Here is a 20,312-nt window from a genome sequence, read left to right on the forward strand (position 1 = left end):
AACGAAAACCATAAAAATTGGAGTGAAAGCATGCGTTCTTATGAATTGACAATTCCTTATGGATTAATACTTGTATTGAAAATGATGATTTATTGTGGATTAGGATTTTTTATCCTTTTCTTACTAGTTAAACTATTTGGAAATCAAAGTGCTACCTATGGGCATCTGTATTTCTTTTTAATTTTTGCCTTAATAGGTTTTGTTGGTATGCTTGCAGCCAAAAGATGGCGCATCTATGTGAAAAATGAAGAAATCACGATAAGATACTCTGTAAAGAAGGAACGCCGACTGACATTTGCAGATATTGACTATGCTTCTATGGGACTAAAACATGAGCTTAGTCTCTTATCTAATGGAAAAAAGATGGTTACTATTGATCGTCTAACCGTTAATCGAGAGCAATTTCTTGAAGACATAAAAAAACGGCAAATAAAAATTAGCTATCAGGAATAGCTGTTATAATATCATGAATAAACAGCTTTCCTTAGAGCCCTGAACAATGTTTCGGGGTTCTTTATTTTGGCAAGAAGAACCTGCTAACGTTAGAAAAAATTATGAATTGTGAACAAATTTAGAAATATTGATTAAATTCTGACAATTCATTTGTTTTTTAATTTTGGTTATGCTAAAGTTACAGTGTAATTGCTGGAGGGGGTTTCATGGATAAGAAGTGGATTGAATTATTTTTCAATTATTTACTAGTTGAGAAAGGATATTCTGATAAGACAAAAATTGCTTATGAGAATGATTTAACTCATTTTCTGGCATTTCTAAAGGAATCCGGAAATGAGGATTATCTTTCAATAGATCATTTGGATGTACGTACTTATTTAGGTGTTTTGTACGATGAAGAGTACAGTAGAAATTCTGTCGGGCGTAAAGTTGCCAGCCTACGAACCTTTTATCAATTTTTACTGAAAAATGAACAAATAACTGAAAATCCGTTTTCCTATGTTCATTTGAAAAGAAAACAGCAGAAGCTGCCTCGTTTTTTTTATGAAAAGGAAATGGACAAGCTTTTTGAAGCAGCACAGGGAGACAAACCGCTGGAATTGAGAAATCTGGCATTGCTGGAAGTTTTATATGGCACTGGGCTTCGACTTAGTGAATGTGCGTCACTCACGTTGGAAAGAGTGGATTTTCCTATGAGCACGTTATTTATCACCGGAAAAGGAGATAAGGACAGATATGTTCCTTTTGGTTCTTTTGCTGCAGATGCTCTGACTGTTTATCTGGAGAATGGCCGAAAACCTTTGATGGAGAAATATGGTAAGGAGCACGCCTATATCTTTGTGAATCATCGGGGAGACCCTATTACACCAACAGGGATTGAGTATGTTTTAAACCAGCTGATAAAAAAGAGTAGTCTGAATATGGATATTCACCCGCATATGCTGCGGCATACCTTTGCTACTCATCTGTTAAATAATGGAGCGGACATGCGGACGGTTCAAGAGCTTTTAGGGCATGTTAATTTATCGACTACACAAATTTATGCTCATGTCACCAGAGAAAGTCTTCAAAAAAACTACCGAAATTTTCATCCGCGGGCGTAGAGCAAATCTTAATAGTATATGTTCTTTGTATGAAAATATACTTTGCCGTTCACTAGGCGGAGAGTAACTAAGGAAGCGTTCGTAAGGTTTGTTGTCATAAAAATAACATGTACGTTGTTATACTTGATTTTTGTAGTATAAGCAAGCTGAATAATTTGTCTTTGAAAAGCTTGGAGCGACAGATAATTTCAACATTAGAATAAATAGAATCTTGCATTCATTAAATTATAAAATCATCAAAAACTATGAATGAGTAACGATAACCAGGAGGATGTAGCATGGTAGAATCACAATTTCATTCAACAACCATATGTGCTGTTGAAAAAGATGGAAAATTTGCGATGGCCGGAGATGGTCAGGTAACGATGGGCGAATCTGTCGTTATGAAAGGTACGGCAAAGAAAGTGCGTAGAATCTACAACGATGAAGTTGTTGTTGGTTTTGCCGGTAGTGTGGCGGATGCCTTTACTTTAGAAGAAAAATTTGAAGGAAAACTAAATGAATACAACGGCAATCTAACTAGAGCCGCAGTTGAGCTGGCTCAGGAATGGCGGACGCAGCAGTCTATGCAAAAGCTGGAGGCAATGCTGATTGTAATGAACAAAAAAGAGATGCTGCTGGTTTCCGGAACAGGAGAAGTTATTACTCCAGATGATGGGATTTTGGCTATCGGTTCGGGCGGAAATTTTGCGCTGTCTGCTGCTCGAGCAATGAAGCATTATGGAGACAAAGAGATGTCAGCTAAGGAAATTGCAGAAAATGCACTGAATATTGCTGCGGATATCTGCGTATTTACGAACCACAATATTATTGTAGAAGAAATATAAATGAGGGATAAATAGTATGAAAGAATTAAATAAAACACCAAGAGAAATCGTGAAAGAGCTGGATGAGTATATCGTTGGGCAGACAAATGCTAAAAAATCAGTGGCAGTAGCTCTTAGAAACCGTTATCGTCGGCTGCAGCTGGATGAAAAAATGCAGCAGGATGTCACACCCAAAAATCTGCTGATGATTGGACCGACTGGTGTAGGTAAGACGGAGATAGCCAGACGACTGGCGACGATTGTCAATGCGCCGTTTATTAAGGTTGAGGCAACGAAATTCACTGAGGTTGGTTATGTGGGCCGCGATGTGGAATCAATGGTTCGTGATTTAGTCGAAAATGCAATTAAAATTGTTGAAAAACAACAGTATAGTAACGTATACGCACAAGCTTTGCGAAAAGCCAATGAGCGTTTGGTTAAAGCGCTGGTTCCTGGAATCAAAAAAGAACAAAAGCAGGCAAGCGGCAATCAGTTTGATCAAATGATGAAAATGTTTAGCGCGGGACAACAGCCTGAAGAAACACAGGAAGAGGTTACTGAAGAAATCAAGGTCAATCGAAAAACCGTTTTGGATCAGTTGGAACGCGGACTTCTGGATCAGCGTGAAGTAACGATTGAAATTGATGAACCAAAGAAAACAATGCCGATGATGAATTCTGGAATGGAACAGATGGGGATTGATTTGGGTGAAACTTTAGGTGCACTGTCTCCGAGGAAAAAAGTGGACCGCACTGTTACAGTTAAGGAAGCACAGGAGCTTCTAGTTAAGGAAGAGTCTGCCAAAATTGTTAACGATGCTGATATTCATAGTGCAGCGATTAAGCTGGCAGAATCCAGCGGGATTATTTTTATCGATGAGTTTGATAAAATCACAACAAAGAATCAGCAAAATTCTGGTGAAGTATCACGAGAAGGCGTTCAAAGAGATATTTTACCAATAGTTGAAGGTTCTCAGGTGAATACAAAATACGGAGTCATTCAAACCGACCATATTTTATTCATCGCTTCTGGCGCTTTCCATTTGGCGAAGCCGAGTGACTTGATTCCAGAGCTTCAAGGGCGTTTTCCTATTAGAGTAGAGCTGGAAGACTTAACAGCAGAGGATTTTGTACGTATCCTAACGGAACCGAACAACGCTTTAATCAAGCAGTATATTGCATTGATTGGCACAGAGAATGTTACTGTAACCTTTACTAAGGAGGCGATTGAGCGAATTGCTCATATTGCGTTTACAGTAAATCGGGAAACAGATAATATCGGTGCCAGAAGACTCCACACGATTTTAGAACGTTTACTGGAAGAGCTGTTGTTTGAAGCTCCTGATATGCAGATGGGGGAAATAACCATTACAGAAGCATACGTAAACGAAAAACTAAATGACATTGCGCAAAATGAAGATTTAAGTCGTTACATCTTATAAGTATAAGCAGGAAAAGGGGTAGAATTATGGAAACTTTATTGGAACGGACACGTCAGATTAACCGCTTGCTTCAACAGAAGAATACGTTTGATTTGGAGGCTGATTTACCTTATGGTAAAATGGCAACAATTCTCGGAGATATCTTAGTGAGTAACGCCTATATTATCAGCAGCAATGGTGAATTGCTGGGCTACAATGAAAAACTAGATGTGAACAATGCCCGAGTGAAGCATATGTTTGAAGAAAAACAATTTCCTCAAAGCTATACAGATGCTGTAGGTGTCTTGCAGAAAACAGAATCAAATATTCAAATCAATAGTGATCTGACGGCCTTTCCTATTGAGTTGCGGGCAGAATATCCCAATGGCCTAACAACAATCATCCCTATTTTTGGTGCCGGCGAGCGGCTGGGAACAATCATCCTGGCGAAGATGGAAGGTTCTTTTACAGATGAGGATCTAGTATTAGCAGAATACAGCGGAACGGTTGTTGGTATGCAGATTTTGTATCAGCAGTCCCGTAGTATTGAGGCTGAGGTTCGCAGTGCAACTGCGGTTCAAATGGCAGTGAATACGTTGTCTTACAGCGAATTGAAGGCTGTCCAGGCAATATTTAAAGCTCTTGATGGAGAAGAAGGCCGCTTGACGGCATCCAGCATTGCCGATGAAATCGGTATTACTCGTTCTGTGATTGTGAACGCGCTGAGAAAACTGGAATCAGCAGGTATTATTGAATCACGTTCCCTGGGAATGAAAGGAACATACCTAAAGATTTTGAATAAGCAATTCATTAAAGAATTAGATAAAAAGCGGAAGTAGGGATGAGATATGACAATCGTCATTGAAAATGAGAAATTGAAAGCGACAATTGCTGAAGCGGGTGCTGAGCTAGTGAGTTTACAAAGCAAAGAAACCAATACAGAATATATCTGGCAGGCTGATCCTGCCTTCTGGGGTAGACACGCACCAGTTCTTTTCCCATTTGTCGGGCGACTTAAGGATGATCGGTATACCTATCAGAATAAGGTCTATCCGATGGGCCAGCATGGTTTTGCAAGAGATAAAGACTTTGAAGTCCTTGAACAAGGCGATGGTCTGGTTTCTCTTTCGTTAAAAAGCAATGACGAGACAAGAAAGGTCTATCCATTTGATTTCGAACTAGTTATCACTTACGAGCTTGAAGATAAGGGCATCAAGGTTTCTTATCAGGTAGAGAACACGGGGAAAGAAGAAATGCTGTTCTCTGTCGGGGGACATCCCGCATTTAATGTGCCTTTAGAAAAGGATTTGGATTTAACCGACTACTATTTTTCTTTGGAACCAAATGAGGACCGTATTCAAATTCCGCTTTCTGGACCTTATCTTGATTTAGAAAATAAAACATTGGGACAGACAAGTGCGGCTTTTGATTTAAGTCGGGAACTGTTTGTGAACGACGCGCTTATTTTTGAAACACCTGGAGCAAACAAGGTGATTATCCAAAGCGACAAAGGCGAGCGAGGAATTTCTTTAAGCTATACGAATATGCCTTTTGTCGGGATTTGGTCACCGTATGCTACTGAAGCACCGTTTGTCTGTATTGAACCATGGTGCGGAATTGCAGATACTGTGGAAAGCAATGGACAGCTAATTGATAAATTCGGCATCAATCGTTTAGCAGCAAACAAGTTATTTAAAACAGATTATACGATTGGTGTAAAATAATCGTTGAATAAGCAACTTTGCAGCTGAGTACAATGACAATGGTTTCATGACAATTGTGTTGGTAGGACAAAAACCGAATAAACTTGTAGAGCTTGAAACAAAATCAGAGGTATTCTGGTTTTGTTTCAAGTTCCTTTTTAGAACTAGGAGGACCGCTGCCAATGATTTGTGCAGCTAAGCCTATAAGTTCATTATGCTTTGCTTCTATAGCTGCAGAGCTATTGGTTGCGTATCTCCTTTTAATTTTGAGAAAAAAAGACCTTGAACAAGGTAAATACGTGAACGAAAATGATAGCAGTTGCGATACCCATAAGCTGCTCGCTGGATGTCTTTCATTTTGTTGTTCAATCCTTCTGTAAAACCATCAATTTGTGGTTCTGGCCGCTTTCATTTTATCCGTTTTTGTGTTTGAATACTCAAAAAAGTGCTGGTGGGTTTTCCTTTAGGAATTTCCACCAACACAAAATATTCTAGAACCAGTAAAATAAGACATAAGCAGCTGAATGTATCAAAAAACCAGAAACAAGCTATTTTAGCAGCTTGTCTCTGGTTTTTTTTATAATTATTTTTCTTTTTTTGCGTTAAGCCCGAAAGGCACTCTGTTTTCTGTTCCATTCTTGATTCGGCCAATGTTGTCTTTATGGCGGATGAAAATGAAGATAGTCAAGCCAGCAGCAATGGCTGTCAGCAGCCAATCAAATTGTGGTAATATTTGTGGAAAAATATAAGGTAAAAAGATAGTTGATAAGGTAATCAATACCGCACTGACCATACTAGTGACGCTAACCATACTGGAAATGAAGAGAGAAATAACGAAAATTGCTGCAGAATAAAGGAAAAACAAAGGATTATAGGCTAGTATCATCCCTGCACTGGTTGCAACAGCTTTTCCTCCTTTAAATTTAGCAAAAATCGGAAAGGTATGTCCTAATACAGCGGCTACCCCAAATATTAATGGATTGACAGCTATCGAAAATATCATTGGCAGACTAGTAGCTAGTGTTCCTTTTAAAATATCCATTAGTAAAACAACGATTCCTGCTTTTTTTCCTAAAATCCTAAAGGTATTGGTTGTTCCTGTTCCTCCACTACCATATTCACGAATGTCTTTATTAAAAAATAATTTCCCGATCCATACCCCGGAAGGAATAGATCCTAATAAATAGGCGATGAACAGTAATAGTACCAGCTTCATGTGTACGCCCCTTTCTTTTATTCAAACTAGACTTCATTTTATCATGAAAGATTTTTCCAAACAATCATGAATTCTTAATGGCTTTCAGAAAACTGGAAGGACTGACGATTGTAGCGGCATAGTCAATCTAACGTATAAAACAGATTTTTTTGATATTTAATGATAGAATAGAGAAAGATGAAGTAATGGAAAGGTGGATCAATCATGACATTTCAGAATCCGTCAGATGAACAAATTTTCTCTTATTTAAGAGAAACTAAGCGAATTGCCGTTGTCGGCTTGAGCAATAAAGAAGAGCGGACCAGTTATCAAATCGCAAAACTGCTTCAGGATAAAGGGTACACAGTAGTTCCAGTTAATCCTGTTCTTGAGGGGCAGGAGATTCTCGGCGAAAAGGTTTATAAGGATTTACAGTCTGTTCCGGGAAAAATTGATATCGTAGACGTTTTCAGAAGAAGTGAATTCCTGCCAGAGGTCGCCGAAGAATTTCTGCAAACAGATGCAGGTGTTTTCTGGGCACAATTGGGCTTGGAAAGTGAAGAAGCAGCTGAACTATTGAAAAATGCTGGACGAAATGATATTATCATGAATCGATGCATTAAAATAGAGCTAGCAAAAATGTCTTCTTAATGACTTTACGTATATTATTAAGAAAGAGCTGCCTATTTAGGTGTAGCTGAAAAAGACAGTGAAATCCGAATTTTTGAGATTTTTTGTGAAAACCAAAAAGAAAGCATAGCTTATAATGGAATAAGCGAGTATTTCTGAAGCAGAGGGACAGAAAAATTTCTAAAAAAATTCGTCACTGGTATTTTTAAGCACAACCTAGGAAAGCTCTTTTTTTTTGAGAGCTTTTAGAGTATCATTGTAATGATGTGGCTGAAGCTGCGAGAAATCCAAGTATAAGGAGTTTTTTCTTTGGTGAAAAAAGTAAACAATGAATATAACGATTCTTCCATCCAAGTATTAGAAGGACTGGAAGCTGTTCGTAAGCGCCCGGGAATGTACATCGGGTCTACTGACAGTAGAGGACTACACCATTTAGTCTATGAAATTGTTGATAATGCGGTAGATGAAGCATTATCCGGATATGGTGATGAAATTAGAGTAACGATTAATAAAGATAATAGCTTGACAGTAGAAGATTCTGGACGTGGTATGCCGGTTGGTATGCATGCATCTGGTATCCCGACTGTTCAAGTGATATTTACAGTGCTCCATGCCGGCGGAAAATTCGGCCAGGGAGGATACAAAACATCTGGCGGACTTCACGGCGTAGGGGCAAGTGTGGTTAATGCACTTTCTAAATGGCTGGAGGTTCGTATTGTTCGAGACGGTGTCGAGTACATGGAACGCTTTGAAAATGGCGGAAAGCCAGTTGGCACCTTGAAAAAAATTGGAAAAACACGAAAAAAGAATGGAACGACTGTAACATTTTTACCAGATGAAAAGATTTTTTCGACTATTAAGTTCTCTTATGAAACATTGGCTGGACGCTTACGGGAATCAGCGTTTCTTTTGAAGGGTGTTAAAATCGTTCTAAAGGATTTAAGAGAAGAGGAAACAAAGGAAGAAGTCTTTCATTATGAAGAAGGAATCAAGGAATTTGTTGACTATCTAAATGAAGAAAAGGATGTCCTTACTCCAGTGGTCTATTTTTCCGGAGAGAAAGATGGTATTGAGGTAGAGCTGGCATATCAATATAATGATGGTTTTTCAGAGAACGTATTGTCCTTTGTAAATAATGTTCGAACAAAAGACGGCGGAACCCATGAGGTGGGAATGAAGACGTCTATGACGAAAGCGTATAACGAGTACGCCCGCAAGGTGGGGCTTTTGAAAGAAAAGGACAAAAATCTTGAAGGTAGTGATTTCCGTGAAGGCCTAGCAGCTGTTTTATCTATCAGAGTTCCTGAAAATCTGCTTCAGTTTGAAGGTCAGACAAAAGAAAAGCTGGGAACACCATTAGCAAGAAATGCCGTAGATACAGCAGTAGGCGAGCAGATGGTCTTCTATCTTCAGGAGAACAACGATCTAAGTCAGATGTTGATTCGTAAGGCAATTAAAGCTCGGGAGGCTCGTGAAGCTGCCCGGAAAGCCAGAGAAGAAAGCCGGAACGGTAAGAAAAAGAAAAAAGAATCACTACTTTCTGGTAAGCTAACGCCTGCTCAATCCCGCAATCCTAAAAGAAATGAATTGTATCTAGTGGAGGGAGATTCTGCTGGAGGCTCCGCTAAACAGGGACGTGACCGGAAGTTTCAGGCGATCCTGCCGCTACGCGGAAAAGTATTAAATACTGAAAAAGCCAAGATGCAGGATATTCTAAAAAATGAAGAAATTAATACAATGATTTACACCATCGGTGCAGGTGTGGGGGCAGAATTTTCAGTTGAAGACTGCAACTATGATAAGGTAATCATAATGACCGATGCGGATACGGACGGAGCCCATATTCAAGTGCTGCTGTTAACATTTTTCTACCGTTATATGAAGCAGTTGATTAAAGCTGGTAAAGTATATATTGCATTACCGCCATTGTATAAAGTATCAAAAGGTTCTGGAAAAAAAGAAATAATGGAATATGCCTGGACAGATGAAGAATTAGAATTGGCAACAAAGAAAATCGGAAAAGGTTATATGCTTCAGCGTTATAAAGGGCTGGGTGAAATGAATGCAGACCAGTTGTGGGAAACAACGATGAACCCTGAAACAAGAACCTTGATTCGAGTGAAAATCGATGAAGATGACAAAGCGGAACGTCGGGTTACTACCCTGATGGGGGATAAAGTAGCGCCAAGACGTGAGTGGATTGAGAAACATGTTCAGTTTACCTTAGAGGAGGAAGGCAGCATCCTTGATAAGCAAGAGGATGAAACAGCTATTGCAGCACAGCCTGAGCCAGCAGCGAAATCAGAAGAACCGGTTTTTGAAGAAATTTCACTAGATTTATAATCGATGGGTTTTCTGTTTAAAGATAAGGATAAACGGGTACTTACAGCGACGATAGAAGAGCTGTTGTCTTAATGGCTTCTGTGAAGTAAAAGAAGAACTAACAGCAGATTAAATGAATTGAACCAAAAATGTTTAGCATCAAAAAAACCAGTTTGACATTTGGTTTAGTTGAAAATAGAACAAAGAAAGAGACAGGAATGATGCCCAAGTCTCAAACCTTGCAAAGGAGTGACGGTTTTGGAAGAACGTCAGGAAATTCAGGAACTGACTCTTGAAGAAGTAATGGGCGACCGATTTGGCCGCTATTCCAAATATATTATTCAGGAACGTGCATTGCCGGATATTCGAGATGGGCTAAAGCCCGTACAAAGAAGAATCCTGTATTCGATGAATAAGGACGGCAATACGTTTGATAAAGGCTTTAGAAAATCAGCGAAGTCAGTAGGAAATATTATGGGGAACTATCATCCTCATGGCGACAGCAGTATTTATGAAGCCATGGTGCGCCTGAGCCAGGATTGGAAGTTAAGAGAAGTTCTTATCGAAATGCATGGGAATAACGGGAGCATGGATGGCGATCCACCTGCTGCAATGCGTTATACAGAAGCCCGCTTATCGAAGCTTAGTGGAGAAATGCTGCGGGATATTGAGAAAGAAACCGTAGATTTCGTTTGGAATTTTGATGATACAGAAAAGGAACCAACTGTTTTACCGGCGAAGTTTCCCAATCTGCTTGTGAATGGTTCAACTGGGATTTCTGCAGGATATGCAACTGAGATTCCACCTCACAATTTAATGGAAGTCATCGATGGAACAATATACCTTATTGACCATCCCAATGCTTCACTGGCAAAAATTATGGAATATATCCCTGGTCCAGATTTTCCTACTGGGGGAATTTTGCAGGGAAAAGAAGAAATTAAAAAGGCTTACGAAACGGGCAAGGGCAAAGTAATTCTCCGTTCACAAACCAGAATTGAAGATATAAAGGGTGGTAAACAGCAAATTATCATCTCTGAGATTCCTTATGAGGTAAATAAGGCTGTTTTGGTGAAAAAAATCGATGAAATCCGTTTAAGTAAAAAAATCGATGGAATTGCTGAAGTGAGAGATGAGACTGACCGGACAGGGCTGCAAATGGTAGTTGAATTAAAAAAAGATGCAAATGCAGAAGGAATTCTTAACTACCTTTTCAAAAATACTGAGCTACAGATTAACTATAACTTCAATATGGTTGCAATCGATAAGATGACGCCGCATCAGGTAGGTCTGCTGCGCATTTTAGAAAGCTACATCACACATAGAAAGCAAGTGATTACCAATCGCAGCCGTTTTGAGCTTGAGAAGGCTAAGAAACGCCAGCATATTGTTGACGGTCTAATAAAAGCCCTTTCTATTCTGGATAAGGTAATTGCTACAATTAGAGGAAGTAAAGATAAGAAAAATGCAAAAGATAATCTAGTAGAGACCTATGCATTTTCTGAAGCTCAGGCTGAAGCAATTGTCACCTTACAGCTGTATCGCTTAACAAACACAGATATTACACAGCTGGAAGCAGAAGCAAAGGAATTAAACGAGGAAATTCAGAGCTTAAATGAAATTCTGAATAATGAAAAAACCTTGTTATCTGTCATGAAAAAAGAGCTGAGAGAAGTGAAAAAACAATATACTTCCAACCGCCTGACTAAGATTGAAGATGAAATCGAAGAAATTAAGATTGAGACAGAAGTTCTGATTGCACAAGAAGATGTCGTTGTTTCAGTAACTCAAGAAGGGTATATCAAACGCAGTAGTTTACGCTCGTATGCTGCTTCTAAACCAGAAGAGCTGGGGATGAAGGAAGGCGATTTTCCAATCTTCGTCGGCGAGGTCAACACGCTGGATCATATTCTGCTGATTACGAATAAGGCTAACGTCATTTACCGTCCGATTCACGAGTTATCTGATTTGCGCTGGAAAGACATCGGCGAACATATTTCTCAAACGATTGGGGGAATGGCAATCGATGAATCCATCATTGCTGTTTATCCGTATAAAACACTAGATGAAAACGCCGCATTTGTTTTCATTACTAAAGAAGGCATGATTAAGCAGACTAAAATGACTGAGTTTGAACCTTGGCGCACGTATCGCAGCCGTCCGGTTTCCTGTATGAAACTGAAGTCAGAAGATGATGAGCTGGTGAATGTCTGCAAAGTAGCTGAACCCTCTGGCTGGGATGTTTTCCTGGTTAGTCATCGCGGCTTTGGTTTGCGTTACTCGTTGTCCGAAGTACCAGTTGTTGGTGCAAAAGCTGCTGGAGTGAAATCAATTAATCTGAAAGAAAATGATTTTGTAGTAAATGGCCTGCTTGTTTATAAAAATGGAGATACGCCTATCACCATTTTAACTCAGCGAGGCAGTATGAAACGGATGCTTGCACAGGAATTAAATCAGCTAGGTCGTGCGAAACGTGGATTAATGGTACTTAGAGAGTTGAAGAGCAATCCTCATAGAGTAGTTTATATGGGAGAAAGCACAACCGAGACCAATCAGCAGCTGTTGATTCTCACTCAAAAAGGCAACCGTCTGACGATTAACTCTGCAGATGCTCCAATTAATGACCGTGTTTCAAATGGTTCATTTTTCATAAATGAAAAAGAGGAAACAGGCATCATAGAAGTTCATGAATTAGTTAGTCTGGAAATACCAGATGAAACTGTTCTATAAAAAATAGAAACAGGCTCGACTGTGTTAGTACAGTTGAGCCTGTTTTTTAGAACAAAAGAAACAGATGAGAAATGATTAAAAAACTATTAAGTGAAAATGTTCACAAAATTAAAATCCTTATATATCAAGGGTTATCCATAATTATTTTATAATATACCATAAATAGATAAAATAATAACAAGTAAAGGCTTGCATAAATCAGGAGATGTGTTATACTTGTCACATAAAGCTGTTATAGTTGTTAACAGCATATTCTAAGGAGGCACAACATGGAGCAATGGAAAGGCTTTAAAGGCGAAAAATGGAAAACATCGGTTGACACTCGTGATTTTATCCAAAGAAACTATACAGAATATACAGGTGATGACAGTTTCTTAGAACCAATCGCACCGAGCACTGACAAATTGTGGACAAAACTACAGGAATTATTTGAAGTACAGCATGAGAAAAATGGCGTTTACGATATGGATAACAATATTCCTGCAACTATTACGTCACATGCACCAGGCTACTTGATTGAAGAAGAAGAAAAAATCGTTGGTCTTCAAACTGATGTACCTTTAAAACAAGCATTCATGCCTTTCGGCGGGATCAACATGGCTAATCATTCATTAACTTCTAATGGTTATGAAGTTGATGATGAAATGACAAAAATCTTTACTGAGTGGAGAAAAACACATAACCAAGGTGTATTTGATGCTTACACTCCTGAAATGAGAGCTGCTCGTAAAAATAAAATTATTACTGGACTTCCAGATGCTTATGGACGCGGACGTATCATCGGCGACTACCGTCGTATCGCTCTTTATGGTATGGATTTTCTGATTGCTGAAAAGAAAAAAGACTTAAACAACACTGGTAACAAAGTTATGACTGACGATGTTATCCGTTTGAGAGAAGAAATTTCAGAACAAATCAGAGCAATGGCTGACTTGAAAACAATGGCTGCTACTTACGGCTGTGATATTTCTAAACCAGCTGCAAATGCACAAGAAGCAATCCAATGGTTATACTTTGGTTATCTTGGTGCTATTAAATCTCAAAATGGTGCAGCTATGTCTATCGGACGTGTTTCTGCATTCCTTGATGTTTATATTCAACGTGATTTAGACAATGGTGTCATTACTGAATTTGATGCACAAGAATTGATTGATCATTTGATTATGAAATTGCGTATGGTTAAATTCGCTCGCACACCTGAATACAACCAATTATTCTCAGGATACCCAATCTGGGCAACATTATCGATTGCTGGTATGGGCTTAGACGGACGTTCATTAGTTACCAAGAGTGATTTCCGTATCCTGCATACATTAACAAACATGGGACCATCTCCAGAACCAAACTTAACAGTATTGTATTCTTCTCATTTACCAGAAGGATTCAGAACCTTTGCATCTAAGATTGCAAAACAAAGTTCTTCAATCCAATTTGAAAATGATGATTTACTACGTGCTAACTGGGGTTCTGATGACTGCGCAATTGCATGTTGTGTATCTGCAACTGTAATGGGTAAAGATATGCAGTTCTTTGGCGCACGTGCCAACCTTGCAAAAGCAGTTCTTTACGCAATCAACGGCGGGGTAGATGAAAAGACTAAAATGCAGGTTGCTCCTAAATTCCGTCCAATGACTGGCGATACTTTGGAATTTGATGACTTCATGGATAAATTCAAAGATATCATGGACTGGTTAGCTGAATTATATGTAAATACATTGAACGTTATTCATTACATGCACGATAAACATGCGTATGAAGCACCTCAATTGGCATTTATGGAAAGTGATTTACAACGTACCTTTGCTACAGGTATCGCAGGAATCTCACATGCTGCCGATTCAGTAATGGCTATCAAACATGGTAATGTTCAAGTTATCCGTGATGAAGATGGATTAGCTGTGGATTATGTTCCACAAAATGAGTTCCCAACTTACGGTAACGACAACGAAGAAGCAGATGCAATGGCAAACTGGATTCTTGAGTACTTCATGACTCAAATCAAGCGTCAGCATACTTACCGCAATGCTAAACCTACAACTTCATTGTTAACAATTACTTCAAATGTTGTTTATGGTAAAGCAACTGGTAATACTCCTGATGGACGCCGTGCAGGTAAACCATTAGCTCCAGGAGCAAACCCAAGCTACCGTGACGGTAAATTCCTAGGTGAGAAAAATGGCTTGTTAGCTTCTCTTAATTCAACTGCAAGATTAGACTACACAAGTGCATTAGATGGAATCTCTAATACACAAACAATCAATCCAAACGGACTAGGTAAAGATGATTCTACAAGAATTGACAACCTGCGTAACGTAATGGACGGATACTTCGACAACGGTGGATATCATTTGAACGTTAACGTATTCACAAACGAACTATTATTGGATGCTCAAAAGAATCCAGAAAAATATCCTAACCTTACAATCCGTGTATCTGGATATGCCGTGAAATTCCGTGATTTGACACCTGAACAACAAGCAGATGTTATTTCAAGAACTTCACATGACAAACTATAATTTAAACAATTAATTGATATCGCCCGGGACAATTTTATAATTAATTTTGTTCCGGGTTTTTAAAATGAACTGGCGGATCGACCGGCATTATTAAGAATGCTTGTGTGGTTTCGACTTTTTAAAGAAATGAGAGAAGAAATATGACTGAAGCAGTTACAGGAAGAATCCATTCTACAGAAAATTTTGGTACCGTTGACGGGCCTGGTGTCCGTTTTATTGTTTTTACTCAAGGATGCCGTATGAGATGCCAATTTTGTCATAATCCGGACACATGGAAAATTGGTTCCGGCGGTAAAGTTGTTACTACAGATGAAGTATTGCAGGAAGCACTGAAATATCGTTCGTACTGGGGTGATAAGGGCGGAATTACTGTAAGTGGAGGAGAACCTTTGCTGCAAATGGATTTTCTAATTGATTTATTTAGAAAAGCCAAGGAACAAGGAATCAATACGACATTAGATACTTGCGGTAAACCATTTACTAGGGAAGAACCATTTTTCAGCCAATTCCAGGAATTAATGAAATATACGGACTTGATTTTGTTCGATATCAAACATATTGATAATGAACAGCATAAAAAACTGACTTCCTTAGGAAATGAAAATATTTTGGAAATGGCAGAATACCTTTCTGAGATTAATCAGCCAGTTTGGATTCGCCATGTTCTAGTACCAGAACGTAGTGATTACGATGAGTATTTGATTCGCTTGGACGAATACATACAGAAGTTAAACAACGTTGATAAGGTCGAAATCTTACCTTATCATACTATGGGGAAATATAAGTGGGATGATTTAGGGCTTGATTATCCATTGGATGGGATTAACCCGCCAACAGAGGAACGGGTAGCAAATGCTAAAAATCTTCTTCATGTCACTAACTACAAAGGTTATCTCACTCGTTGATAGCCTAGCTTAACCAGCTGCAGCTGATATGGATGCAGCTGGTTATTTTTCCGTGTCTTGAGAAGGCAACTGGAGTTTATGATAAAGAATAGATAAAACGGTTGTTTCTTTTCAATTTTTTGTTATTATTAATAATGAATGATTATAGAAGGAGTGAGTAAACCCATGTCAGAAATTTTTGTTTTTGGCCATCAAAACCCCGATACAGATGCAATTGGAGCTGCGATCAGCTTTGCATACTTACAAAAGGAATTAGGTAAAAATACAGTGCCGGTTGCTTTAGGTACACCTAGCGAAGAAACGCAATACGCACTGGACTATTTTAATGTAGATGCACCGAGAATTATTGAAAAAGCTGGTGACGAAACACAAGAGGTAATGCTGGTCGATCATAATGAATTCCAGCAAAGTGTTGCTGATATTAAGGATTTAACTATTCTTTCAGTTGTAGACCACCACAGAATTGCTAACTTTGAAACGGCTGATCCATTGTACTACCGTGCGGAGCCCGTTGGTTGTACAAGTACAATTATCTATAAAATGTTTAAGGAAAATAATGTTACCATTCCAAAGCAGATTGCTGGGATGATGGTCTCTGCAGTTATTTCTGATACATTGCTGTTTAAATCGCCTACGTGTACAGAGGAAGATATTCAGGCGGCTAATGCTTTAGCAGACATCGCTGAAATCAGTTTAGAAGGCTATGGACTAGATATGCTGAAAGCAGGAACAAACCTTAGTGGTAAGCCTGCTGAAGTATTGCTGGATCTTGATGCGAAGAGCTTTCCAATGGGAGCGAAAAGCGTCCGTATTGCTCAGGTAAATACTGTTGATTTGAACGAAGTGCTAAATCGTCAAGTGGAGTTGGAAGCGGCAATGAATGCTGAACGCGCTGCAAATCACTACGATCTTTTTGTATTGATTATTACAGATATTCTTGCAAGTGATTCAGAGCTTCTAATCGTTGGCGATTCAATGAATGAAGTTGAAAAAGCTTTTGATATTAAGCTGAAGAATAACCGAGCATTCTTGAAGGGCGTTGTTTCCCGTAAGAAGCAAATTGTACCTCAATTAACAGAAGCATTTAGTTAATCAACATATACGGCTGAAGCGGATTGCTTCAGCCGTTAAAATGTTTACTGTACGTATTTAAGAGAGAGGATAATTTTTTATTGTCTTCCATAAAAATTACATAGGTAATGAGAGTTGGCTAGGAAAGCTTCTCCAGCTGTCATGAACATGTTTGATTCTAATGATTCAAAATGTATCTAAATGGTAGTAGAAATGAGTGTGAAGTGATTGACAGAAATAACTTATTATTTTCAGCATAAAAAACAAGCAAAGCTAAATAAATTAGTTAATAATTCATTATTCAATGAAGTCGTTGCTTATTTTCAGAAGCATCAACAAGAGGAGATTATTCTGCGGGATTTAAAAAAGGTTTTTTCTGATAAAAGCTTTGAGCAGTTTTTAGAGGAAATGATTGATTTTAGATTAATTTCTCGTCAAGAACGTAGATATTTTTTAACTATTTCTTTTTTTTCAGCGGAAGATTTTTCAAAAGTTTCAGAGGAAAAAATAAATGAAGTAGAGAAACGCATTAATGGCTATACTGAAATAGAGAAAGTAAACTTTTATGGTGAAATGCTTTGGGATAGCCTTTTCACAGAAGAACAGGATTATTTCTTTGGTGTGGCTTCTTCAGCAGCTCCAGTTTTTTTTGAGAAAAACACTGCTGGAAATGAGCAGTTATCCTTTGTTTCCATTCATCCTAAAAACAGCTATCCTTTTGATTTGCCAAGCTATTTTACAGCAATTGCAGCATTAGGTACAGGTGGTATACCGAACAGCTATCAGCCGCTTCAACAGCTTATCGGTGATGTAGATAGCCATTATTTTGCTAGCCAGGCCTTTCGTGTCTTTCGTTCTGTTATTAAAAAAAGAAGAATAGCAGATAAACGCAACATCTTTTTAGAAGCACTGCTTTTAACAGGAGATTTATCTCAGGAGGATAATCAATGGGAGCTGAGCTATCCAGTTTTAAATAAGGAGAATCTAAAACCAGCAGTACATTATGAGGAGTTGTCTGTTTATCAAGAGGCGGCTGATGCGCAGGAACGTGTATTTATGAAGCATGTATTTTATCAGCAATGTCTGCTTAGGTTTTTAAAAACTGGCCAACAATTAAGATATTCTATATATAGTTAACGATATTTATATTATGTAAACTAGTTTGTTGTTCACACATAAATGAGAGAGGGGGCAAGTAGGATGATTGATTTGAATCAAGTGCTGACATTTACCGAGGCTGCTGAAAGATGGGGGTTAGCCAGCGGTAATACACTGCGCCAAGCTGTTTCCAGAGGTCGTTTTCAGGAAAATGAGATTCGAAAAAGCGGGACGGTTTGGCTGACAACTTACGAGGCAATGAGCAGAGTGTTTGGTCCTTTGCCGGAGCAAAAAGATAATCCTCCTCTTAAATTTGAGCAATCTATTCTTTACAGCATTATCCTTCACAAGGGAACTGATTCGATTGAGTTTTCTGAAATAGAAAAAGAAGCTGAAACGGCCTTCAAAGAAGGACGACAGCTTCAAATTTTCGAACGATTTTTTGGAAAAGAAATAACACTGTTTCTCTTTTCCTCGAAAAAAGAGTGGTCGCAATGGCTATTACTGGCAGAGCGATCATTTATTCCCAGGACACCAGACCAAACAAAGTAGATTTCCGCTGTTTTTTTGGCGGAGGGGTTTCCCATTGCGGCGGACTAATTTCTCTTGTATACTCTGAGTTAGCGACAATCTCATCAAAAATTGATGCATACTGGTGAGCTTCCGGCTCACCTTTTTTTATTGCTAAATTGCTACTGTCAAAAACATAGACTGGTATAGCATAGTCTTCAAACCAATGTCTTATTTTCTCAAAAGAAGAGTTAGCGAAAGGAACGGCTAAGACGCCATCAATTCTTCGAGAAAGCTTAGGAAACTCATCGCTGGAAAGCTGACTGGTATTACCAAAAAGAACGCGGATATCAAAATCTTTTTCTGGTTTAAAGTCAAAGAGTGCTTCTAAAGAATAACTTCCTGTTAAAACACGCAGACCAGCAGCTTCCCAAACTGAAAAGAAAGACTTAAAAAAAGCATCATTTCTATCTGCACCTAAAACCAGCAGCTCGATATTTTTGTCACCATTTTTTGTTTCAGGATGTTTGCCTGAGGTAGAAGAACGCTGGTAGTCCAAAGCAATCAGCTCTTCCAACAGATTTTCATAGGCAACCTCACCATTCATTGTGCCAAAGGTTTTCATTCCAATATCTTCAACGATGGTTGGATAATCCTCCAGAATTTCCCGTTTGTATTTAGTCATATGTCTTACTTGAGGAGAAACAAAGACTACGTCAAAGGTTGTCCCAAAATCATACGCATTCACTGGACTTATGAAGTCGATTCCCCCATAAGCAAAGACTAAGTCATAATTCCCCTCAAACTCTTTTTTTCTACGAATGATTGTCCCTACATCCTCAAAAACAGCTGTCAAAGGGGATTTTAGAGTCTCAATCGCTCGAACAATTCGCTGGCAAAACATACTAGAGGTCATTCCGCCTGCACATCCTACATATATAAACATAAAAATCACCATCCTTGTCACCAACTCGTTACATATTTAGTTTAACAGATAATTGATGATTTGAAAAGATGCTGGATTCTTAAACAGAAAACTAGTCTAATTTTTTCTATGCCGCACACCTTTCTCTACATATAGTTTACCAATTTTCTTAAGTTTAGCGCCAATTATTATTTACTTGCATTTATCTATTTCGGTTGCTTAAAACAAAAAAGTAGGGCATTGATCAGATTTTTTCTGATTAATGTCCCACTCTTCTTCTAATTTCTTTTTCTAATTTTTTTAGTCCAAAAGCCGCCGGAAATGTATTTTGGCTCATAGGAAATAATAAAAGCTCTTGGTTCAATTTCATTAATCAAATGATAAAGTTTGCGTTCATTTTTTCTGGGTGAAAGAATTTCCAAAACGATTCGTTCGCCATCTCTACCCATTGCTACACTTTCCGTAACACCATAACCGTTTTCTCTTAACCGTTCGGGAAGATTCAACTGTTTAGTTGTGGAAGGCAGGATTACAGTCACCATGATATAGCCTAAAGCTAAATAATCCTCAATTTTTATGCCGACACTAATCCCAACTGCATAGCCAAGAGCATAGACAAGCAGATTTAAAGGATCATCAAGTCGATTCAGCACCATGCTCAGTCCTAAAACATAAATTGTAATTTCAGCCATACTGACAATTGGAGCAAGTAGACGATAGCCCTTCATTGTCAGCATGAACCGAATCGTATTCAGCGTGATATAGGCAAAGTTGATTACAAAAATCATTAACAACATTTTTAAGTCAATCATAGCTATCCTTCTTTCAAATCAATTCATCATATCTAGCCATTATAGTACAAAGATGGGCGTATTTAAAGAAAAATGGGAAAAGTTTTTCAATCTGTTCTTGTTGTTAAAAAATA

General features: G+C 38.5%; 18 protein-coding genes. 14 read left to right on the forward strand and 4 right to left on the reverse strand.

Annotated features, from left to right (window positions below):
- Positions 1-30: 30 nt before the first annotated feature.
- The 6 genes from AC1Z3K_RS13070 (at position 31) to AC1Z3K_RS13095 (ending at position 5,506) form a co-directional block, all read left to right on the forward strand.
- Positions 31-453 carry a DUF6560 family protein gene (locus AC1Z3K_RS13070; protein ID WP_461732948.1) on the forward strand — a complete coding sequence of 141 codons (423 nt, stop codon included), beginning with the start codon at positions 31-33 and terminating at the stop codon, positions 451-453.
- A 206-nt stretch (positions 454-659) separates the two neighbouring features.
- Positions 660-1,556 (forward strand): tyrosine recombinase XerC, encoded by an 897-nt coding sequence (xerC, locus tag AC1Z3K_RS13075; protein ID WP_461732949.1) that lies wholly within the window; start codon positions 660-662, stop codon positions 1,554-1,556.
- 278 nt (positions 1,557-1,834) lie between these two features.
- Positions 1,835-2,383, forward strand: coding sequence for an HslVU peptidase proteolytic subunit (gene hslV / locus AC1Z3K_RS13080; protein ID WP_426081453.1), 549 nt, complete (start codon positions 1,835-1,837; stop codon positions 2,381-2,383).
- Positions 2,384-2,399: 16 nt separating this feature from the next.
- Positions 2,400-3,803 (forward strand): ATP-dependent protease ATPase subunit HslU, encoded by a 1,404-nt coding sequence (gene hslU / locus AC1Z3K_RS13085; protein ID WP_426081454.1) that lies wholly within the window; start codon positions 2,400-2,402, stop codon positions 3,801-3,803.
- A 26-nt stretch (positions 3,804-3,829) separates the two neighbouring features.
- Positions 3,830-4,621, forward strand: coding sequence for a GTP-sensing pleiotropic transcriptional regulator CodY (gene codY / locus AC1Z3K_RS13090; RefSeq protein WP_426081456.1), 792 nt, complete (start codon positions 3,830-3,832; stop codon positions 4,619-4,621).
- A gap of 9 nt (positions 4,622-4,630) precedes the next feature.
- Positions 4,631-5,506, forward strand: a complete 876-nt coding sequence (locus AC1Z3K_RS13095; RefSeq protein WP_426081458.1) for an aldose 1-epimerase family protein — start codon at positions 4,631-4,633, stop codon at positions 5,504-5,506.
- Between the two features lie 204 nt (positions 5,507-5,710).
- On the opposite strand, the gene AC1Z3K_RS13100 is transcribed toward AC1Z3K_RS13095, so the two are convergent.
- Together AC1Z3K_RS13100 and plsY are read right to left on the reverse strand one after the other, a co-directional pair.
- Positions 5,711-5,875 (reverse strand): transposase, encoded by a 165-nt coding sequence (locus AC1Z3K_RS13100; protein ID WP_461732976.1) that lies wholly within the window; start codon positions 5,873-5,875, stop codon positions 5,711-5,713.
- A 193-nt stretch (positions 5,876-6,068) separates the two neighbouring features.
- Complete coding sequence (gene plsY, locus AC1Z3K_RS13105; protein ID WP_461732950.1) at positions 6,069-6,701, reverse strand: glycerol-3-phosphate 1-O-acyltransferase PlsY; 633 nt, start codon at positions 6,699-6,701, stop codon at positions 6,069-6,071.
- A 204-nt stretch (positions 6,702-6,905) separates the two neighbouring features.
- Here plsY and AC1Z3K_RS13110 point away from each other — a divergent pair, with 204 nt between their 5' ends.
- From AC1Z3K_RS13110 to AC1Z3K_RS13145, 8 genes are all read left to right on the forward strand, one after another.
- On the forward strand, positions 6,906-7,331 hold the full coding sequence (locus AC1Z3K_RS13110) for a CoA-binding protein (RefSeq protein WP_461732951.1): 426 nt from the start codon (positions 6,906-6,908) through the stop codon (positions 7,329-7,331).
- A 288-nt stretch (positions 7,332-7,619) separates the two neighbouring features.
- Positions 7,620-9,653, forward strand: a complete 2,034-nt coding sequence (gene parE, locus AC1Z3K_RS13115) for a DNA topoisomerase IV subunit B (protein WP_426081462.1) — start codon at positions 7,620-7,622, stop codon at positions 9,651-9,653.
- A 237-nt stretch (positions 9,654-9,890) separates the two neighbouring features.
- Positions 9,891-12,362, forward strand: a complete 2,472-nt coding sequence (gene parC / locus AC1Z3K_RS13120) for a DNA topoisomerase IV subunit A (RefSeq protein WP_461732952.1) — start codon at positions 9,891-9,893, stop codon at positions 12,360-12,362.
- A gap of 269 nt (positions 12,363-12,631) precedes the next feature.
- On the forward strand, positions 12,632-14,878 hold the full coding sequence (gene pflB / locus AC1Z3K_RS13125) for a formate C-acetyltransferase (RefSeq protein ID WP_426081464.1): 2,247 nt from the start codon (positions 12,632-12,634) through the stop codon (positions 14,876-14,878).
- 140 nt (positions 14,879-15,018) lie between these two features.
- Positions 15,019-15,783 carry a pyruvate formate-lyase-activating protein gene (gene pflA / locus AC1Z3K_RS13130; RefSeq protein WP_461732953.1) on the forward strand — a complete coding sequence of 255 codons (765 nt, stop codon included), beginning with the start codon at positions 15,019-15,021 and terminating at the stop codon, positions 15,781-15,783.
- Positions 15,784-15,948: 165 nt separating this feature from the next.
- Complete coding sequence (locus AC1Z3K_RS13135) at positions 15,949-16,875, forward strand: manganese-dependent inorganic pyrophosphatase (protein ID WP_461732954.1); 927 nt, start codon at positions 15,949-15,951, stop codon at positions 16,873-16,875.
- Between the two features lie 207 nt (positions 16,876-17,082).
- Positions 17,083-17,991, forward strand: coding sequence for a DUF1803 domain-containing protein (locus AC1Z3K_RS13140; RefSeq protein WP_461732955.1), 909 nt, complete (start codon positions 17,083-17,085; stop codon positions 17,989-17,991).
- A gap of 63 nt (positions 17,992-18,054) precedes the next feature.
- Positions 18,055-18,504, forward strand: coding sequence for a helix-turn-helix domain-containing protein (locus AC1Z3K_RS13145; RefSeq protein ID WP_426081468.1), 450 nt, complete (start codon positions 18,055-18,057; stop codon positions 18,502-18,504).
- On the opposite strand, the gene AC1Z3K_RS13150 is transcribed toward AC1Z3K_RS13145, so the two are convergent.
- Together AC1Z3K_RS13150 and AC1Z3K_RS13155 are read right to left on the reverse strand one after the other, a co-directional pair.
- Positions 18,473-19,408 (reverse strand): PTS sugar transporter subunit IIB, encoded by a 936-nt coding sequence (locus tag AC1Z3K_RS13150; RefSeq protein ID WP_461732956.1) that lies wholly within the window; start codon positions 19,406-19,408, stop codon positions 18,473-18,475. The two genes, AC1Z3K_RS13145 and AC1Z3K_RS13150, sit on opposite strands and share 32 nt — an antisense overlap.
- A 257-nt stretch (positions 19,409-19,665) precedes the next feature.
- Entirely contained in the window at positions 19,666-20,199 is a 534-nt protein-coding gene (locus AC1Z3K_RS13155) for a DUF2179 domain-containing protein (RefSeq protein WP_426081470.1), read from the reverse strand.
- Between the last annotated feature and the right edge of the window lie 113 nt (positions 20,200-20,312).

Source organism: Enterococcus sp. LJL128 (assembly GCF_056924295.1).

What these genes read in the sequence shown, in the direction of transcription:
- AC1Z3K_RS13070 (WP_461732948.1), top strand. Translation starts at nt 31, where the DNA reads ATGCGTTCTTATGAATTGACAATTCCTTATGGATTAATACTTGTATTG.
- xerC (WP_461732949.1), top strand. Translation starts at nt 660, where the DNA reads ATGGATAAGAAGTGGATTGAATTATTTTTCAATTATTTACTAGTTGAG.
- hslV (WP_426081453.1), top strand. Translation starts at nt 1,835, where the DNA reads ATGGTAGAATCACAATTTCATTCAACAACCATATGTGCTGTTGAAAAA.
- hslU (WP_426081454.1), top strand. Translation starts at nt 2,400, where the DNA reads ATGAAAGAATTAAATAAAACACCAAGAGAAATCGTGAAAGAGCTGGAT.
- codY (WP_426081456.1), top strand. Translation starts at nt 3,830, where the DNA reads ATGGAAACTTTATTGGAACGGACACGTCAGATTAACCGCTTGCTTCAA.
- AC1Z3K_RS13095 (WP_426081458.1), top strand. Translation starts at nt 4,631, where the DNA reads ATGACAATCGTCATTGAAAATGAGAAATTGAAAGCGACAATTGCTGAA.
- plsY (WP_461732950.1), bottom strand. Translation starts at nt 6,701, where the DNA reads ATGAAGCTGGTACTATTACTGTTCATCGCCTATTTATTAGGATCTATT.
- AC1Z3K_RS13110 (WP_461732951.1), top strand. Translation starts at nt 6,906, where the DNA reads ATGACATTTCAGAATCCGTCAGATGAACAAATTTTCTCTTATTTAAGA.
- pflB (WP_426081464.1), top strand. Translation starts at nt 12,632, where the DNA reads ATGGAGCAATGGAAAGGCTTTAAAGGCGAAAAATGGAAAACATCGGTT.
- pflA (WP_461732953.1), top strand. Translation starts at nt 15,019, where the DNA reads ATGACTGAAGCAGTTACAGGAAGAATCCATTCTACAGAAAATTTTGGT.
- AC1Z3K_RS13135 (WP_461732954.1), top strand. Translation starts at nt 15,949, where the DNA reads ATGTCAGAAATTTTTGTTTTTGGCCATCAAAACCCCGATACAGATGCA.
- AC1Z3K_RS13145 (WP_426081468.1), top strand. Translation starts at nt 18,055, where the DNA reads ATGATTGATTTGAATCAAGTGCTGACATTTACCGAGGCTGCTGAAAGA.
- AC1Z3K_RS13150 (WP_461732956.1), bottom strand. Translation starts at nt 19,408, where the DNA reads ATGTTTATATATGTAGGATGTGCAGGCGGAATGACCTCTAGTATGTTT.
- AC1Z3K_RS13155 (WP_426081470.1), bottom strand. Translation starts at nt 20,199, where the DNA reads ATGATTGACTTAAAAATGTTGTTAATGATTTTTGTAATCAACTTTGCC.